The organism is Cupriavidus sp. 10L43_2, from assembly GCF_056395265.1.
Map to the genome: position 1 here is coordinate 108,730 of NZ_JBFTJE010000003.1, position 17,296 is coordinate 126,025.

The following is a 17,296-nucleotide window of genomic DNA, read 5'->3' on the forward strand; positions in this document are numbered from 1 at the left end:
CTACTTCCCGCCCTCCGCCGCCCGGTTGCCCCGGAAATCCTTCGAATGGATGCCGTGCTTCTTGAGCAGCATCTGCACGTGCGAGCGATTCATCTCGAAGCGCCGCGCCAGCTCCGCCACCGTGCCGCCCACTTCCTGCAGGCCCCGTTCGAGGAAGGCCCGCTCGGCCTCGTCGCTGGCGGCGCGCTTGGCCTCGGCGAGCGAGGTCGCCGTGGTCACGTCCGCCACGCCGGCCTTCCCTGCCCCCGCCACCACGGACAGCCCCGCCGGCCGGGGGCGGATGTCCTGCGGCAGGTGCGCCAGATCGGCCGTATCGCCGGCCAGGCAGGAGATCCGGTACATGATGTTGCGCAGTTCGCGGATATTGCCGGGGTAGTCGTAGTGCATCAGGAAGTCGCGCAGGCGGGGCGTCAGCTTGACCGGACGGCGCTTGAGCTGCCCAGCGGACTCATCGCCAAAATAGGCCACCAGCAGCGCGATCTCGTCGCGCCGCTCACGCAGTGCCGGCAACGTCACATGAATCACGCTGAGCCGGTAGAACAGGTCTTCGCGGAAGGTGCCTTCCTGGCTCATCCGCCGTAGATCCTTGTTGGTGGCCGCCACGATGCGGGCGTCCACCGAGATCACCTCGTCCGAACCCACGCGCTGGATCTCGTGCGCCTCCAGCACGCGCAGCAGCTTGACCTGCCCGACCAGAGGCAGTTCGCCGATTTCGTCGAGAAAGATCGTGCCGGTGTGGGCGCTCTCGAACTTGCCGCGCCGGTCGTTGGCGGCGCCCGTGAACGCGCCCTTCTTGTGGCCGAACAGTTCCGATTCGAGCAGGCTGTCCGGAATCGCCCCGCAGTTGACCGAGATGAACGGTTTGTCCGTGCGCGAGCCGTTGGCGTGGATCACCTTCGCCATCAGCTCCTTGCCGGTGCCGCTTTCGCCGTCGATCAGCACCGGGAGGTCGGTCGGGGAGGCTTTCTCCGCAATCTCCAGTGCCTCCAGCAGCTTGGGGTTGTCGCCGAAGGTGCCCTCGAAGATGAAGCTGCGCTCCATCAGCGCCTGGCGCCGCTCGCGCGAGGACAGGTCCACCGGCTCCACCTCGGTCACCGCCTCGGGCTCGGCCGAGGCGGCCGCCACGAAGCGCTCCTTGTGTGACAGCCCCATCACCTCGTCGCGCAGCGTGGTGGCCTGCTTGAGCAGCTTCTCGATCTCGGGCCGCTCAAGCCGCGACGACCAGCGCAGCGTCGAGCGCAGGATCTCGATCTTCTCGATCAGCCCGGCAAACGACACCGCGGAGGTAACAGGCGTGCCCTGGTTGAATAGCTTCATGCCGCGCTCAACTGTTTCTGGACCAACTGGTAGTACATGCCGCGGCGCGCGAGCAGTTCCTCGTGCCGCCCCTGCTCCACGATGCCGCCTTCGTACAGCACGAGGATCTTGTCTGCCTGCATGATCGTGCTGAGCCGGTGCGCGATGATAACGGCCGTGCGCCCGCGCAGGATCTCCTGCATGTTGGCGAGGATGTTGCTTTCCGATTGCGTGTCCAGCGCCGAGGTGGCTTCGTCGAACACCAGCAGGCGCGGGTCGTGGTACAGCGCCCGGGCGATGCACAGCCGCTGGATCTGCCCGCCCGACAGGCCGATGCCGCGCTCGCCCACCACCTGCTCGTAGCCGAGCGGCAGCTTGGAGATGAAGGCGTGCGCGTCCGCCATCTTGGCGACTTCCTCGATGCGGCGGCGGTCCGGGCTGTCGTCGCCGCAGGCAATGTTCTCGGCAATCGTGCCCGAGAACAGCAGGTTGGTCTGCATCACATAGCCCACCTGGGCGCGATAGAAGCCGGCGTCGATCACATTGAGGTCGTAGCCATCCACCGACATCGACCCCTCGCTCGGCTTGTAGAAGCCCACCAGCATCTTGGCCAGCGTGGTCTTGCCGGAGCCGCTGCGGCCCACGATGGCCACCATCTCGCCCGGCCGCATGTGGAAGCTGATGTTTTCGAGCACGTAGGGGGTGTCCTCGCCGCCATAGCGGAAGTACACGCCCTCGAAGCGGATCTCGCCCTGGAGGTCCGGCAGCATCACGCGCGAGAGGACGTCCTGAGGCTTCTGCTCGGGTTCGAGGTCGAGCACGTCGCCGAGGCGCTCCATCGCCACACCGGCGTCGTTCAACTGGCTCCACAGCGCCACCAGCCCCATCACCGGGGCCAGCACGCTGCCCATGAAGGCGTTGAAGGCGATCAGCTGGCCGATGGTCAGCTCGCGCTCCAGCACCAGCGTGGCGCCCACCCACAGCACCGCGATGGTCGTGGCCGCGTTCAGGACCTGGCTGACCAGCCCGACCAGGATGTGGAAGGACTGGGCCTGGTACTGCTTCTCCAGCGCCTTGGCGTACTTGCGCTCCCAGCGCAGCCGCACGGGCCGCTCGATGCCCATGCCCTTCACCGTCTCCGCGCCGCCCAGCGTCTCCATCAGGTAGGACTTGGCGTCAGTCGAGGCCGAAAACACGTCGCGCGCGTAGGTCTTCACCTTCGGCGTGACGATGACGGTCAGGGCGGCAATCGGGATGATGAAGGCGATCAGCAGCAGCGTCAGCTTGACGTTGTAGAAGAACATGATGGTGAAGTAGATGAACACCATCAGCAGGTTCAGCGCCGTGGTCACCGTGGACTCGGTCAGGAAGGCCCGGATCGTCTGGTTCTCCTGGAAGCGCGCGAAGATGTCGCCGGTCTTGCGCTTGGCAAAGAACGACAGCGGCAGCGACAGCGTGTGCTTGAAGAAGTGCGACATCATCGCGAAGTCCATGTTGCGCACCATGAAATTGGCCAGGTACGCGCGGACGGTTGCCATCAACTGGGTGAAGATGTTGGAGATCACCAGCCCCAGGATCAGCAGGTGGAGCAGGCCGACGTTCTGGTGCACCACCACGCCGTCGAGGATGTTCTGGATGATCAGCGGCGGCACCACCCCGAGCATCTGGATCACGAAGGTCGCCAGGAACAGGTGCGCGAGGATGCGCTTGTAGGGCGACAGGTAGCCGATGAAGCGCAGCCACGGCGAGCGCGCCACGGCCAGCTCGGTCATGGTCTCGCCGGCCGTGAACAGCAGGCAGGTACCGCTCCAGCCGCGCTCGAACTCCTCCGTGCTCATCTTGCGGAAGCCGATGGCCGGATCGGCCACCCAGACATGGCGCGCCGAGATGCCGTACACCACCACGTAGTGGTAGCCCTCCCAGTGCACGATGAACGGCAGTTCGAAGCCGAGCAGCGCGTCGCGCGTGCATTGCACGCCGCGCGTGGTAAAGCCCAGCGACTCGCCGGCGCGCGCCAGGCTGTCCAGCGTGGCGCCGGACGTGGTTACGTTGGCCAGCTCGCGCAGCTTGCCCAGCGTCATCGGAATGCCGTGGTGCCGGCAGATCATCGCCAGGCACGCCGCGCCGCAATCCATCTCCTCGGCCTGCTCCACCATCGCGAAACGGCGGATGACCCGCTCGCCGAACTCCGGCTTGGAGTGGAGATCGAGCAGCACCGGCCGCTTGCGCCGCTCGGCCAGCTTCTTCTGGCGATGCAGTTCGCGGTCCACGGCGCGGATGCGTTCCTCCAGCACCTCGCGCAGCCGCACGTTGCGTTCCAGGATCAACTGGACCGTCTTCTCGGGAATCACCAGCAGCCGCGTGTCGGTTTCGGCGATGGCCGAGGCGATCTGCTCCTGCCGCATCACGCAGGCCCGTTCGCCGAAGATCTCGCCCTGGCCGAGCGTGGCGAGCGGGAAGGTATCGCCGTCCTCCTCGCGCACGATCCGCACCGTGCCCTGCCGCACCACGTAGAGGCGGCGGTCGTCGCGGCCGTCCTGCTGGAGGATGGGCTTGCCGGCCGCCACGCGCTTCACGCCCACGCTGCGCACCGCGTCCTCCAGTTCGCTCTTGTCCAGCTTGCCGCGCAGATCGAACAGCCGTGCGACGAAGCCGCCGGCCGAACTGATCGCCACGTAGCTGGTGATGAAGGCCAGCGCGGCCGGGTTGCCGCCCACCACCGGCTCCGACACGCTGCGCGGAATCGTGATCAGCTCGGTCTTGCCCGACGCCCGCACCGACGACTCGTGCCGATAGTCGCGCAGCAGGGCGATGTCGGCGAAGACCTCGCCGGCCTTGCGCACGCCCATGCTGATTTCCTTGCCGTGCTCCTCGTTGAACACGCGCACCGAGCCGGCCCGTACGATGAAGATGCCGTCGGCCGGATCGCCCGCGTTGCAGACCGTGTCGCCGAAGCCGAAGGTCAGCGTGCGGGCGCTGGCGGCCAGCCGTTCGAGTTCCTCGCGCGAGAGCGGCGAGAGGATCTCCACCGTGGCCAGGAAATCGGCCAACGTAGGGGCGCCCAACGTAGGGGCGGCCAACGTAGGGGCGGCCCCTGGCGGGGGCGCCTCGGCGGCGGCATCGCTAGCGGGCTTGGATGACATGTTCCTGAGCCCTGGCCATCAGCCATTCCTCGCGCAGCAGCCGGCGCACTTCCACGGCCACGTCGGCATCGAGCCGCGCCGGATGCTTGGCCCGCACCAGGAACACCTCGAAGAACGAGCGGTCCGCCGCCGGGAACGGCCCCAGCAGGGCGCCCGGCTCGGCGTTGAACACCTTGGCCTCGATGTCGCTCTTGAGCGAGCCGCGCAGCACCTTGCCGATGTCGCCGCCCTGCTCACGGGTGTCGGCGATCGAGTGCTCGCGCGCCATCTCGCTGAAGCTGTCCGGGTCGTCCTGGAGGTAGGAGACCAGCTCGCGCGCCTTGCCTTCGGTATCCACCACGATATGGCTGACCTCGATGCTGTCGAACTTCGGCGAGTTGAGCTGGAAGTAGGTCTCCATGGCCGCGTCGTTGCAGACCTCGGCCAGCATCTTCTCCTGGTAGAGGCTGTCGGTGATGAACGCCTCGAACTCGTCCAGCGTGATGCCGAGCGCGTCGAGGTAGTGGTTCATGTCCGCCGCCCGATGCAGCCCCTGCACGCGGCGGAACTGGTCGGCGCGCTCCTGGATCTCCTCCGGCGCCAGCTTGATGCCGTGCCGCCGCGCCGCGTGGGCGGTCAGCTTGTCACGCACGAGCTGTTCCACCAGCCCCTCGAACTGGCCGGTCAGCTTGAGTACCCTCACGAATTCGTCGACGCCGATCACTTCCTCGTCGATCCGCACGATGGCTGTCATCGCCCTCTCCTTTTTCTTGCTGGAATCTGTTCAGCCCGCCACCTGCCGGAACGGGTCTAGCCCGAGGTCGATCAGGCGGCGCTCGCGCACCACGATCTCGGCCGTGGCGGTCATGCCGTAGCGCAGCGGGTAGCGGCTGCTGGCCACGGCGTAGTAGTCCTGCGCCAGCCGCACACGCCCCTCGTACACGGGCTGCTTGTCCGGCCCCGACGGCTTGGTGGCCGGCGAGATGTACTCCAGCGTCCCCGCGATCAGCCCATAGCGCTGATACGGAAACGCGTTGAACTTGAGCTTGACCGGCAGGCCCTCGCGCAGGAAGGCGCGGTCGCGCTCGGCAATCTCGATGCGCAGCATCGGCCGGGCATCCTTCGGGGCGATGCCGCCGAGCGGCGCGTTGGCCTGCACCTTGTCGCCGCGCTGGGTGGAGGTGACGTCGGTAATCACGCCCGACACCGGCGCCACGATCAGCAGGAAGTTGTCCTTGTCGATGTTCTCGAACTTGATGCGCGCGGCGGCCTCGGCCACCAGGCGGGCAGTCTGCACCTGCAGGCGCAGCTTGTCCTCGGTGTTGCTGATCTCGCGCATCGCCGCGTCGTACTGGATACGCAGGTTCGCCAGCTCCTGCCCGCTGCCCTCCAACTGCGCGCTGGCCTGCGTGTATTGCTGCGACAGCCGCGCGTCCAGCTCGCTCAGCCGCGACTGCGCCACGCGCAGGTTGTTCTCGGCATCCTGGGTGATGGCGCGCTTGCCTTCCACCTGCGACTGCGACACGCCGCCGCCAGCCGGCAGCGCGAACAGGCGCGCGTAGCGGTCCTGCTCCTGCCGGGCGAAGTCGCGCGCCCGGCGGGCGTTTTCGAGATTGCTGCGCGCCTCCTGCAACTGCGCGCGCTGCTGCTCGGCCAGCCGCGTCGTGCCCTCGGCCATGCGGTTCTCGTGCTGGCGCGTGCCCAGCTCGATCTGCTGCTTGAGCGCCTGCGCGCGGCGCTCCATCAGCACCTTGCGCTCGGGAAACTGCTTCCATTCGCGCTCGGAGTCCTCCAGCTTGAGCTGCGCCTCCAGCGCACTGGCCGCCGCCTCGATCGCGCCGCGCGCGTTGAGCCGCGCCAGCACGTCATCTTTCGACACCGGCTGGCCTTCGGCCACGTAGAGGTCGGCCAGCTCGCCATCGACGGGGGCGTAGAAGCGGCGGACTTCCGACTCCGGCGCCAGCGTGCCGTGGGCCGTCACGATGACATCGGCATGACCGAAAAACGACCAGATCAGCGCGCAGATCACCAGCGCGCCGGTGATGACCACGGTCAGCATCGACAGCCGCCACGGCTCCGAACTCAGGATGGCGATGCCTTCGGCGCTGTGGTCCTCGAGCGCCTCGTTGAGCGGGCGCAGCTTGTTGTCGCGGGGATCCTCGCTCATCGCGCGCCTCCGGATGCGGTGGTGCTGGCGGGGGCGCTGGCACCGGCCGACGCGGCCTCCTTGCTGCCCTCGCCCACCAGTTCTAGCTTGGCGCGCAGCACGGCCGGGTCCAGCACCATGCGCAGGTCGTTGAGCGAGCGCCGCTGGAGGTCCACCTCGGCCTGGATCTCGTCGCGCACCTTGGTCCACTCGGCCATGTCGCCGGCCTTGAGCTGGGTGTAGATGCGCAAGCCCTGGCGGGCATCGCCCTGCGCCTCGGCCAGCAGGCGGGCCTGCGCGCGGAACTTCGGCGAGATACCGGCCTCCAGCCGCTGTTCGCCCGCGATCAGCCCGTTGTTGCGGTACTGGCGCCACTGCGTGGCGGCGCGGTTCAGCAGCTGGTTGGCGCGGCGCAGCGCGGCCTCGCGGATGGTGTTGACGTCGGCGTCGATGGCCTTCACGTAATACGCATCGGCATCCGGGTCGAGCGCGGCGTAGAAGGCCAGCAAGGCGTCCTCATAGCCGCTGCTGCCCGCCCGGCCCTCCTTCACCTTGGCGAACTGCGCGGCCACCTGCTGCTTGTGCGCCACGTCCTTCGCCACATCGGCCGCCCACGGTCCGCTGTTAATCTGGCGCAGGGCGTCGATGGCCGCCGCGCTGTCGCCGCGCCGCCAGGCATCGTCGGCCAGCGCGTACTGGCGCTGCACATCGGCCGGTGGCAGCTTCTCCGCGCGCAGCGTCTCGTACTGCGTCTTGAACGGCGGCGTGGCGAAGCTGACCTGCCGCATCTGGGCGACGAGCGGCCCCGTGGCGCGCTGGCGCAGCGCCTCGATCAGCGCCGTGTACTGCTTCAGGTCGCTCTCCACGCTGTCCAGCCCGGCCAGGCGCGGGTACTTGTCCTTGTAGTCGGCCAGCATCGCCTGCAGTGCCTCGGGTTGCTCGCGGGCCAGTTCGGTGGCGATGGCGGCATTGAGACGATCGATGGCAGTCAGATACACCGAGTCCTCGTTCTGGAGCCTGCGCAGGTTGCTCAGGCCCTCCGCATAGGCGTCGCGGAACACCGGCACCTGGTTGGCGATGCGGCCCAGCGCGCGCTGGTGCGCCACCGTGTCGGTACCCCAGCGGGCGACCAGCGCGCGGATGCGCGCTTCGTCGGCATACATGCGGATCGGGGCGTCGGGGCCGCCGCGTGCCGCCATCAGCCGCGCCACGCTGGTGACCCACTCCAGTTCGTCGATGAGCGCGCGGCCATCGGCGTTATGGCGGCTGTGGGTGCGCATCTCGGCCAGCACGGCATCGGCGCCGCTGAAGTCCTTTGCGCGCACCCGGGCGGTCCACGGCGGCACCCAGGCACGCATCAGCGCCTCGGTCCCCGTCGCCTGATATTGGGAGTTGTCCGGTTGCCGCGTCAGGTAATCGTCCGCCAGCGCGGCGGCGCGGGCGTACTCGCCCTTATCCATCAGCGCGGTCAGCGAGCGGTCCGGCGCGCCGCGCCAGTACAGGTAGCCGCCGCCGATGGCCGCCAGCAGCAGCGCCACCGCGCCCCAGCGTGCCACGCGCGCCTGCTTGCGCCGGTCATCGATGCCGAAGGTGCGCGCCGCCTCGGCCAGCAGCATGGCCACCTTGCCGCGCGGCGCCGGCTTGTGGGCCGGGGCGTGCCCGCCGTCTGGCATCGGCTCCGGGTTCACCTCGTCCTCCTGCGCGGCGGCGTAGTCGACGCAGAAGATGTCGAGGAAGGAATCAGCGGCGCCGACGAAGGTGGTCTTGTCGGGGTCGACGCCCAGCGGGTCAACGGCGGCGGGAGCGGCAGCGGCCTCCAGGGCAGGCGGCGGCGCCTCGTACACCACGGTGCGCGTGGCCGTGGCGTCGGCATCGTCCTCGCGCTCGATGTCCACGCGGTAGACGAAGTGGCTGCCGCCGAATGCAATCACATCGCCGGGCTCCAGCCGCACAGCCTGGTCCTCGAGCCGCACGCCGTTGACGAAGGTGCCGTTGGTGCTGCCCAGGTCCTCCAGCCACGGCGACCCCGCCTTCAGGAACAGGTGCGCGTGGCGGCGCGAGAGGTAGTTGACCTGATGCGGATAGTCGTCGCGATAGCGTGCAAACGTGTCATCGGCCTTGCTGACCAGGAACGGGAAACCCGCGACGACCACCGGCTGCAGGCCGATTTCCGGCCGGATCGGCGCGAGCGTGACTGCCAGGCGCGGCGGCTCCGGGGTCGGCGGGCGGGGATAGACGCGCACGCGGTACGACAGCGCCGCGCCAAAGCTCACCTCGTCGCCATCGCGCAGCAGTGCCGGCTGCTTGACCACCGCATCGCCATTCACGCGCGTGCCGTTCTTGCTGCCGAGGTCCGCCACGTAGACCGCGCCGTCCTCGGCAAAGATGCGCGCATGGCGGCGCGAAAGTACCGAGACCGTCTCCGCCGGATAGGCGACGAACGGCGCCTCGCCGCGGCCGATGGCGAACAAATCCTCCCCGATCCGGATCTCGCCGAGTTCGGGCCGGGACACAGGCATCAGCAGGACGTCGAACGCCTGCCCCGTTCTCACCGGCATTTCCATGATCAGGGCATCGTCGCGCGTCATGTTTCAACGGAACCAACAGTCGGGCCGGTGGCGCTGTGCCGCGCATGGCCGGATGGGCCGGCCATGGGGGTACGGGAGGTCACGCGTATGAACATAGTAGGCCACGCTTTTCGGGAGTCAATCCGCTGCGGTGCAGCGTTGCGCGAACGCACGCGGCAGGCGGGTTTCAAGGTTGAAACGCTTTGTGCGCGCGTGCGGCTAAGGCGCTACGTTCGCTGTCGTATTCGCACCGTTGGATGGCGCGGCATTGCTGACGGTGGTGCTCGGCCAGCCGCCACCGAGTGCCTTGTACAGCGTGACGGTATCGGCCAGGATTTGTTGGTGCGCCCCCAACAACGCCAGTTGCGCCTGGAGCAGCGAACGCTCGGTCTCGAAGACCTCCAGCTGTGACGCAATCCCTTCCTTGGCCTGTGCCTCGATCTGGGTGGAGACCACGCGCAGCTGATCCACCTGCTGCTGGAGTTCGATGCGCTGCCGCTTGTGGGCATCCACATTGACCAGCGCACTCTCCACTTCCTCGAACGCCGTCATGACCGTGCGGCCGTACTCGTTCTCCACCACGCCGATATTGGCTTCAGTGGTCTTCACGCGGGCGCGCACGTTGGGGTCGAGCATCGGCAGGTTGATGCTCGGCATGAAGCCGAAAGTGAAGGACTTGAGCAGGTCGGACAGCGCGAAACTGGCCGTGCCGCCGCGCGCCGTGAGGCTGATGCTGGGCAGCTGGGCGAGCCGGGCCTGGCCGACGACGTTGTACGCGGACAGCACGCGGTACTCGGCGGCGACGATGTCCGGGCGGCGTGCCAGCAACTGCGACGGCAGCCCGGCCGGCACGACGGGCAGCTTGACCCGATCCTGCAATCGGCCGGCCGGCACCTTGAAGTCGCCGGCGGGCACGCCGACCAGCGTGCCCAGTGCGTTCTCGGCCACGTCGCGCGAGCGGCGCAGCTCGATCAAATCCTTGTTGAGACGGTTGATTTCCGCCTGCTGCTGCATCACGCGGATCTGCGGCAGCAGCCCGTTGGCGAGCATCGCCTTGTAGGTGGTCAGGATGTCGTTGTTGCGCGACACGGTGAGCCGCTGCTGGGCGATCTGCTCGTCGAGCTGGAGCAGCGTGAAGTACGTGATCGACACATCGGACACCAGCGCCAGGTAGCCTGCGCGCCAGTCCGCCTCGGAGGCGCGGTACTCGGCGGTCTGGGCCTGCACGCCCTTTTCCACCTTGCCCCAGATATCGATGTCCCAGTTGACCGTGGCGCCCAGGTTGAAGGTGCGCGTCATGGCCTGGCCGGTGGTCTTGTCGAAACTCGCGCCGGCGCCGATATCGAACACGGGCAGCGCGCCGGCACGGGCTTCGCCAATCTGCGCGCTCGCCACGCGGATACGTGCGGCCAGCACGCGGATGTCGTAGTTGCCGGCCAGCGCCTTGGCCACCAGTTCATCGAGATAGGGGTCGCCGAAGCCTTGCCACCAGTTCGGCACGATGGTCTCGGCCGGCGATACCGTGATCGACTCCGTGCGCGACCAGTCCGCCTTGGCCGGCGTTTCCGGGCGCTTGTACTCGGGGGGGCGAAAATCGGCGCAACCCGCCATCAGCAGCGCGCAGAGCGCGGCGGCGACAGGTTTGGCCAGTGCGGGGGCCGGGGCGAAAGCGAACACGATGACTTCCTGCATGGAACGCCGTCGGACTCGTGCTGCCTGCCGTGGCGCTCGACTGTATTGTGGTGCGAAGCGGAGCCAGCTCCAACCTCGACATGTGTGCGGGGCGAAAAAAAAGCGCCGGGACGGAGGGGTCCCCGGCGCAATGCTCCCCGTGCGGCTTGGGGCACCGTCGTTCGCGGTGCCCTGCCGATCTGAACCGGCGATAAATCAGAACACGTTGTTCGAGGCGGTCTGCGAGGTCGTCACCGTGTTCTTCAGGTGCTCCTGGAAGGCCGAGCCGTTGCCGAACAGGTTGTTGACTTCCTGCATTTGCTGGTTGCTCTGGTTGATCGTCGTGGTCTTGTCGAAGTCGATCTTCACCGGGTGATAGATCGAGGTGTAGGGGGCGAAGAGGCCGAGGCCGCCAGATACGGCGCTCATCTTCTTGGCGTCAAGGGTTTCGGTCGAGGACAGGTCTTGGATGGTCAGCGTGGTCATTTCAATTCTCCTAGAGAGGAAGAGGTAAGGCTTGGTTGGGTTGAGCATCGGGTTGGTGTCGCGCTCGGTTGTCATATCGCAGCAAGCGTGCCAGCCCGTGCCAGAAGACCGAAAAAAACCCGCCAGCGCCGGCGGGTCAAGGCTTTGCGGATGAGCGCGTCACACGGCATGGGGGGTGGCGGGGCCCCGGCCTGTTGGTGGCGGCACAACGGATGCGGGCCAGCTGTCTGGCTGGCGCCAACATCGCGGACGAAAAAAAGGCGCGCATCGCTGCGCGCCCCGTGGAGCAGGCGTTCCGCCCGCCTACTTCACATAGATCGTGATCTTCTTCGAGTACACCGGCGGACTGGTCGGGATGTGCTTCTCGTCGCCCATCAGCAGTTGCAGCGTGTGCTTGCCCGGCGCCAGCTCCACCGTGGTCTCGGTCTCGCCCGCGCCGAAGTGCAGGTGGTTGCGGTCGTTCGGAATCTCCTTGTCCATCGGCGGCAGGTCCACATCGATCAATAGATGGTGGTGGCCGGTGTTCGGGAACTTGACGTCCTTGGGCGCCACGCCCATGTTGCGCAGCCCGAACCAGACCTTGACCGGCTTTCCGGCTGGCAGGGTCTGGTTGTTGTTCGGATAGCCGATATAGAGATAGGCGTTCTTCGGCGCCGGCGTGGGGCCGCTGGCCGGGGTGGCCCCCGCGGCCGATGCCGCCGTGCCGCCATGCGCGGCATGGCCGGCCGAGCCGGCGGGCGCCGAGGCATCGGCGGCCATGGCACTGCCTGCCCACAGACAGCCGGCGGCAAGAACGATCACTGCGGCGACTGGCTTCGTCATGGCTTCCCTCCCCTGCGCGGCGATCATCGCGAATGTGCGCTCACCGCACGGTGATCGTGATCTTCTTCGAATAAATCGGCGGATCGAACGGCACGTGCTTGCTGTCGCCCAGCAGCAGCTGCAGCGTGTGCTTGCCTGGCGGCAGTTCGATGCGCGCGTCGGTCTCGCCCGCGCCGAAATGCAGGTGGTTGCGGTCGTTGGGAATTTCCTTGTCCATCGGCGGCAATTCGGCGTCGATCAGCAGGTGATGGTGGCCGCAGTTGGGGCGCTCGACACCCTTCGGACAGACGCCCATACCCTTCAGGCCCATGCGGACCCAGAGCTTGCCGCCGTCGATGACGGCGCCGTCGCCGGGCCAGATGATGTACGTCTCGGCGTTCTTCGGGGCGGGGGTCAGCGGCGTGGCAAGGGTGGCGTAGGCAGCCAGTCCCGTGGCAAGCACGGCGGCCGCGAGCACGCGGAGCGGGGATCGTCTGGACATACGCGGCTCCTCCCGGAGATCTGTCCGCTTCACACGGTGCCCGCGCGGGGACACCGGCGAGGCGAGCGGGCAGCGGATCTTGATTAGTGTTGTGGCGGCAGTGCGCTCGGCGATGTGTCCTCAAGCGTAGGTCGGAAGATCGGAAAAAGCGAACGGAAGCTAACCGGGCGGCCTGGCACGGCGCGGCGACCTTTCACGCCACACCTGCTGTGCTATCTTGAAACGAGCCGGATTGCGTCACGGCAACTCCACACCGCGCGCTGCGCAGCACCCACGGGGCCTGAATATGTGGCGGAAAACTCTTGTCGTGTCATGGATTGGCAGTGCTTTGCTCGGGGGCGGCGCGTTCTGTGGCGCCCTTGGTGTGGCGGGTACGATGTTCGCCACGTCGGCCAGCGCCGGCATCCTGCCGAAGAACAGTGACGAGCAGTACGAACTGTCGTTCTGGGACTCCATCAAGAACAGTAACTACGCGAGCGACTACGAGGCGTATCTGAAGCAATACCCGAACGGGCGATTCGCGGCGCTCGCCAAGTCTCGCATCGAGCGCATCAAGGCCACGTCTCCCGCCCAGCCCGCCAAGCCCGAGCCGAAGGTGGAAGCCAAGCCGGCCCCGACGCCCACCCCGGCGCCGACACCCGCCCCGCCGCCTGCCGCACGCGCCCCGGCCACACCCGCCACACCGCCCGCCACGCCACCCACCGCCAACCAGCCGCGCTCGCGCAGCGGCGGGCCCATCGCGCAGGGCACCGTGACCTATGCGAACGAAGGCAAGGAAGGCGCCCCCGCCACCGCGCCGGCCAAGCAGGCCGAAGCCAAGGGCGGCGAGATCCGTGACTGCCCGGCCTGCCCGGTACTCGTCAGCGTCAGCCCGGGCGGCTTCACGATGGGCAGCAGCACCAGCGACCCCGCCGAGCGTCCGCCGCACCGCGTGACCATCAGCCAGCCGTTCGCCATCGGCAAGTTCGAGGTGACCGTCGAGCAATGGAATGCCTGTGCCGATGCCAACGGCTGCCCGCGCATCGCCACCAATCCTGCCGAGGCGAAGGCCGCCCCGGTGCGCGACGTCAGCTGGGATGACACCCAGCAGTACCTCGCCTGGCTCACGAAGACTACCGGCAAGACCTATCGCCTGCCCACCGAAGCCGAATGGGAGTACGCAGCGCGCGGCGGCACCAGCTCCGCCTACTGGTGGGGCGACCAGATGCGCAAGGGCAACGCCAACTGCAAGGACTGCGGCGAGCCGTGGAGCGATGCCGCGCCGGCCAACGTCGGCTCGTTCGCGGCCAATCCGTACGGCCTGCATGACATGAACGGCAGCGTCTGGGAATGGGTGGGCGATTGCTGGCACAGTTCGTACAAGAACGCACCGGTCGATGGCCGCGCCTGGGACGAGGCGGCCTGCACCGCGCGCGTGATCCGCGGTGGCTCCTGGCGGGAGGGGGCGACCTATATGGTGTCTTCCACGCGCTTCAAGTACAGCACCAGCGTGCGCCAGTCGCAGAACGGCTTCCGCGTGGCGCGGGACATGAAGTAGCAGACTTGAAGTAGCGGGCTAGCGGGCTAGCGGGCGCTGGTCGAAATCTGCACGAGGTCCGCGCTGATGCGGTCCCGGCCGTACTTGCCGGCCATCTGCGCGAGCGGCTTGTCGAGCGCCCGCAGGTATTCCTGCCGGGTCTCGAACTCGGGCCGGCGCGAGTCGAACAGCGGCGCCGGGGTGGTCAGCAGCACCACCAGTTCCGTGCCGAATGGCCGCGAGACCACCCACTCCCCCGCCTCCCCGATCGTGGCGCTATAACTGGCCGGCGCCTGGTGCCCCGGAATACGCTTGCTGGGCACAAGGTGAGCCACCTTGCCATCGACGACGAAGTAATCGACGTAGACATAGGTCTCCTGCCCCGGCGTGTTCAGGTCCATGATCAGCGGCGTGCCCTCGGTCAGCTTGTCGCTGCCCCGGGTGCGCACCACAGCACCGCCGGGCTTGTGCCCGGACCAGTACGGCGCCACCAGGCGCACCACATCGCACTTGTCGGCGGCAAGCGGCTGGGCATCGAATTTCAGGGATTTCACACCGGGGATGGCGTTCAACTGGTCGCGCAGCTTGCGCGTGGCCGTATCCGCGACGTAGCCCTCCACACGCAGCGTGCCGCCATCGACGGCAGCCGTGAGCAGCGAGCAAGGCGCGGCTGCCAGCACGGGGGTGACGGCCTGCAGCGTGAGCTTGGGTTCGGGGGCTTTTGGCGGTTGCTCCGCAGCTTTCGGGGGTGCAGCGGTTTTCGGCGGCTCGGCTTTCGGCGGCTCGACAGCGGCCGGCTCGGTCGTGCTGGCCTGGGTGGCTTCCGTCGGTTCCTTCGGTTGGGCCCCCATGCGCCACACGTAGTAGCCCAGTCCCGCCACGAACGCGGCGCCCGCCAGCACGCCGCCTATCGCCATCGGCACGCTCGACGTCGGCCGCGCCGGCTCGGCGCCCAGCCCTTCCAGGAAGCGCTTCACGGTGGGCGTGCGCGTGGCCCGGTCCAGCGAGAGCGCCTGGCGCAGCGTCTTCCACTGGTTGCGGCTGAGCACCTTCGGCGGCGTCGGCTTCATGTGCGAGGCGCGCGCCTGGTTGGCCGACATCCGCTCGTACGGATGCTTGCCGGTCAGCAGCTCATAGGTCACGCAACCCAGCGCGTAGATATCGTCACGCGGATCGGGCTCGCGGTGCTCGAACATCTCCGGGCTGGCGTAGGCCGGCGTCATGCCGCCCAGCGAGCCGGGATCGAACACGGTCTGGTCCGCGTCATCGGTCGGCTGCTGGAAGCCGCGCGCGATGCCGAAATCGATCACCTTGACCTCGCCACGATCGGTCAGGAACACATTGGCCGGCTTGAAATCGCAATGCACGAAGCCGCGCTCGTGTGCATAGGCCAGCGCCCGGCCCATGCCGACGATGATCGGCAGCGCCTTGGCGTACGGCAGGCCGGCGAAATCCGGCGCGCGCAGCACGCGGTTGAGGGACTTCCCGGACAGATATTCCATGGTCAGGAAGACTGTCGGGCCATCGCGGTCGAAGTCGTAGACGGTGACGATATTCCGGTGCGCCAGCGTCTGCGCCTTGCGCGCCTCCCGCTGCAGCGCCATCAGGGACTTGGGGTGCCCGCTGAACTGGAGGTTCAGCACCTTGATGGCGATATAGGGCTTGCGGTCGGATGCCTCGAGCTTGCGCAGGTCGAGCGCCTTGTAGACCGTGCCCATGCCGCCGATGCCCAGGCATTCCTCGAGCACGAAGCGGCCGTTGAGGGTATCGCCAACGCCCTTGCTGGCCCCGGCGGTGACATAGCCACCGGTGTTGCCCGTGCTGCCGGTGTTGCCGCTGTGGCCCGCGGAGGGATGGGAGGAGGCGGAAGGCGACGTGGGCGAAGACGAGGACGATGGCGATGGCGGCGCGCTGCGGTCCAGCGGATCGGGCGCCATGCGGGTTTCCTCGCCCAGCGGCTCACGCATGGCGTCCCCGATCGGGTCGAACTGCGTGGCCACGCGCGACTCGATGCGGCGCATCACCTCGGCATAGACGCCAGGCGGCAGCGGCGCGCGCGTGTGTTCTTCACTGAGCACGCGGGCGAGCTGGGTCGGCTGTGTCTGGTCGTCCTGGAGGGCCAGGTCGACTGACGCAAGGAACTCGTCACGCGAGAGGCCACCGCGCTGGAAGTTGCGTATCAGGTCGGTCAGGCTAGACATCAAATGCGATCCCGACGAGTGGTTGCGGACCGGCGATGCCGCTACGTCACGAACCATCGCCCACGATGGATACTAGTGCGCACTCTGTCCAACCGCAAACCCGGTACTGCCCGGGTCGTTGGCCCCGCCCCGACAGGCACGGCCGATCTGTTGGCGGCAATCCACCACTCTCCCCTGCCAGCGGCACCGCGCGCCGGCACCGTGCCAGCCCCGACCTCCCCGCAACGCCTTATCCCACGCGGTTTTCCAACTTTTTTCGATGTGCCGGGCCTGCGCTGGCACGCTTGCTGCGATATGACAACCGAGCGCGACACCAACCCGATGCTCAACCAACCACCAAGCTTCACCCTTCCTCTCTAGGAGAACTGAAATGACCACGCTGACCATCCAAGACCTGTCCTCGACCGCAACCCTCGACGCCAAGAAGATGAGCGCCGTATCCGGCGGCCTCGGCCTCTTCGCCCCCTACACCTCGGTCTACAGCCCGTTCAAGCTGTCCATCGACAAGCACACCGAGATCAACCAGCAAAACCAGCAAATGCAAAGCGTGACGAGCGCGTTCGGCAACGGCTCGGCCTTCCAGGACCACATGAAGAACACCGTGACGACCTCGCAGACGGCCAGCAACAACGTGTACGGCCCGGTCTGAGCCCAACGGTCCCGGATCAAGGAGTCCATCATGTCTTCGATCATCGTGCGCGACCTTGCCGCCAGCAAGGAACTCGACCGCAAGTCCCTGTGCGCCATCCGTGGCGGCAATAGCTGGCTCGCCAAGGCCGGCAACATGGGCCCGCTGGCCAACGTCAACATCAACATCAACCAAAGCGTGCAGCAGCTGCAGCAGGTGAACGTGGCTGCGTTCAACAACAACACGCTGGTCGGCGTGGACCTGGGCAACATCAAGCTCGGCGTCAACCCGTCGCAGTGGGGCGGCAACTGGGCGGCGGCCTGACCGGCCACCCTCCAGTGGCGGTGCCGCCACGGCGGC

Annotated in this window: 13 protein-coding genes; 3 read left to right on the forward strand and 10 right to left on the reverse strand. The window is 67.5% G+C overall.

Going from position 1 to position 17,296, the window contains the following annotated elements; all coding sequences use genetic code 11:
- From AC1DEL_RS05280 to AC1DEL_RS05320, 9 genes are all read right to left on the reverse strand, one after another.
- Nucleotides 1-1,317 (reverse strand): sigma-54 interaction domain-containing protein, encoded by a 1,317-nt coding sequence (locus AC1DEL_RS05280; protein ID WP_092290278.1) that lies wholly within the window; start codon nucleotides 1,315-1,317, stop codon nucleotides 1-3.
- Nucleotides 1,314-4,439, reverse strand: coding sequence for a peptidase domain-containing ABC transporter (locus AC1DEL_RS05285; protein ID WP_255370666.1), 3,126 nt, complete (start codon nucleotides 4,437-4,439; stop codon nucleotides 1,314-1,316). Before AC1DEL_RS05285 ends, AC1DEL_RS05280 begins: the two co-directional genes overlap by 4 nt.
- The gene (locus tag AC1DEL_RS05290) at nucleotides 4,420-5,172 is read right to left on the reverse strand and encodes a peptidylprolyl isomerase (protein WP_441590562.1); all 753 of its coding nucleotides are present in this window, start codon (nucleotides 5,170-5,172) and stop codon (nucleotides 4,420-4,422) included. The genes AC1DEL_RS05285 and AC1DEL_RS05290 overlap by 20 nt, the downstream gene beginning before the upstream one ends.
- 30 nt (nucleotides 5,173-5,202) lie before the next feature.
- Nucleotides 5,203-6,585: a beta-barrel domain-containing protein gene (locus AC1DEL_RS05295; protein WP_092290284.1), complete on the reverse strand. Its 1,383-nt coding sequence runs from the start codon at nucleotides 6,583-6,585 to the stop codon at nucleotides 5,203-5,205.
- Nucleotides 6,582-9,152, reverse strand: a complete 2,571-nt coding sequence (locus AC1DEL_RS05300) for an FHA domain-containing protein (RefSeq protein WP_454757205.1) — start codon at nucleotides 9,150-9,152, stop codon at nucleotides 6,582-6,584. Before AC1DEL_RS05300 ends, AC1DEL_RS05295 begins: the two co-directional genes overlap by 4 nt.
- A 198-nt stretch (nucleotides 9,153-9,350) precedes the next feature.
- Nucleotides 9,351-10,823, reverse strand: a complete 1,473-nt coding sequence (locus tag AC1DEL_RS05305; protein WP_092290288.1) for an efflux transporter outer membrane subunit — start codon at nucleotides 10,821-10,823, stop codon at nucleotides 9,351-9,353.
- Between the two features lie 195 nt (nucleotides 10,824-11,018).
- A complete protein-coding gene (locus tag AC1DEL_RS05310; RefSeq protein ID WP_092290290.1) occupies nucleotides 11,019-11,288 on the reverse strand; it encodes a hypothetical protein in 270 nt (89 codons plus the stop codon).
- 303 nt (nucleotides 11,289-11,591) lie between these two features.
- Nucleotides 11,592-12,110 (reverse strand): DUF4399 domain-containing protein, encoded by a 519-nt coding sequence (locus AC1DEL_RS05315; protein ID WP_255370667.1) that lies wholly within the window; start codon nucleotides 12,108-12,110, stop codon nucleotides 11,592-11,594.
- A 40-nt stretch (nucleotides 12,111-12,150) separates the two neighbouring features.
- Entirely contained in the window at nucleotides 12,151-12,591 is a 441-nt protein-coding gene (locus tag AC1DEL_RS05320; RefSeq protein ID WP_092290294.1) for a DUF4399 domain-containing protein, read from the reverse strand.
- Between the two features lie 376 nt (nucleotides 12,592-12,967).
- On the opposite strand from AC1DEL_RS05320, the gene AC1DEL_RS05325 reads away from it, so the two are divergent.
- On the forward strand, nucleotides 12,968-14,128 hold the full coding sequence (locus AC1DEL_RS05325) for a formylglycine-generating enzyme family protein (RefSeq protein ID WP_454757206.1): 1,161 nt from the start codon (nucleotides 12,968-12,970) through the stop codon (nucleotides 14,126-14,128).
- 26 nt (nucleotides 14,129-14,154) lie between these two features.
- On the opposite strand, the gene AC1DEL_RS05330 is transcribed toward AC1DEL_RS05325, so the two are convergent.
- The gene (locus tag AC1DEL_RS05330) at nucleotides 14,155-16,308 is read right to left on the reverse strand and encodes a serine/threonine protein kinase (RefSeq protein ID WP_477125487.1); all 2,154 of its coding nucleotides are present in this window, start codon (nucleotides 16,306-16,308) and stop codon (nucleotides 14,155-14,157) included.
- Nucleotides 16,309-16,678: 370 nt separating this feature from the next.
- On the opposite strand from AC1DEL_RS05330, the gene AC1DEL_RS05335 reads away from it, so the two are divergent.
- Nucleotides 16,679-16,957, forward strand: a complete 279-nt coding sequence (locus tag AC1DEL_RS05335) for a hypothetical protein (RefSeq protein WP_092290298.1) — start codon at nucleotides 16,679-16,681, stop codon at nucleotides 16,955-16,957.
- A 30-nt stretch (nucleotides 16,958-16,987) separates the two neighbouring features.
- Nucleotides 16,988-17,260 (forward strand): hypothetical protein, encoded by a 273-nt coding sequence (locus AC1DEL_RS05340; RefSeq protein WP_092290299.1) that lies wholly within the window; start codon nucleotides 16,988-16,990, stop codon nucleotides 17,258-17,260.
- Nucleotides 17,261-17,296 lie beyond the last annotated feature (36 nt).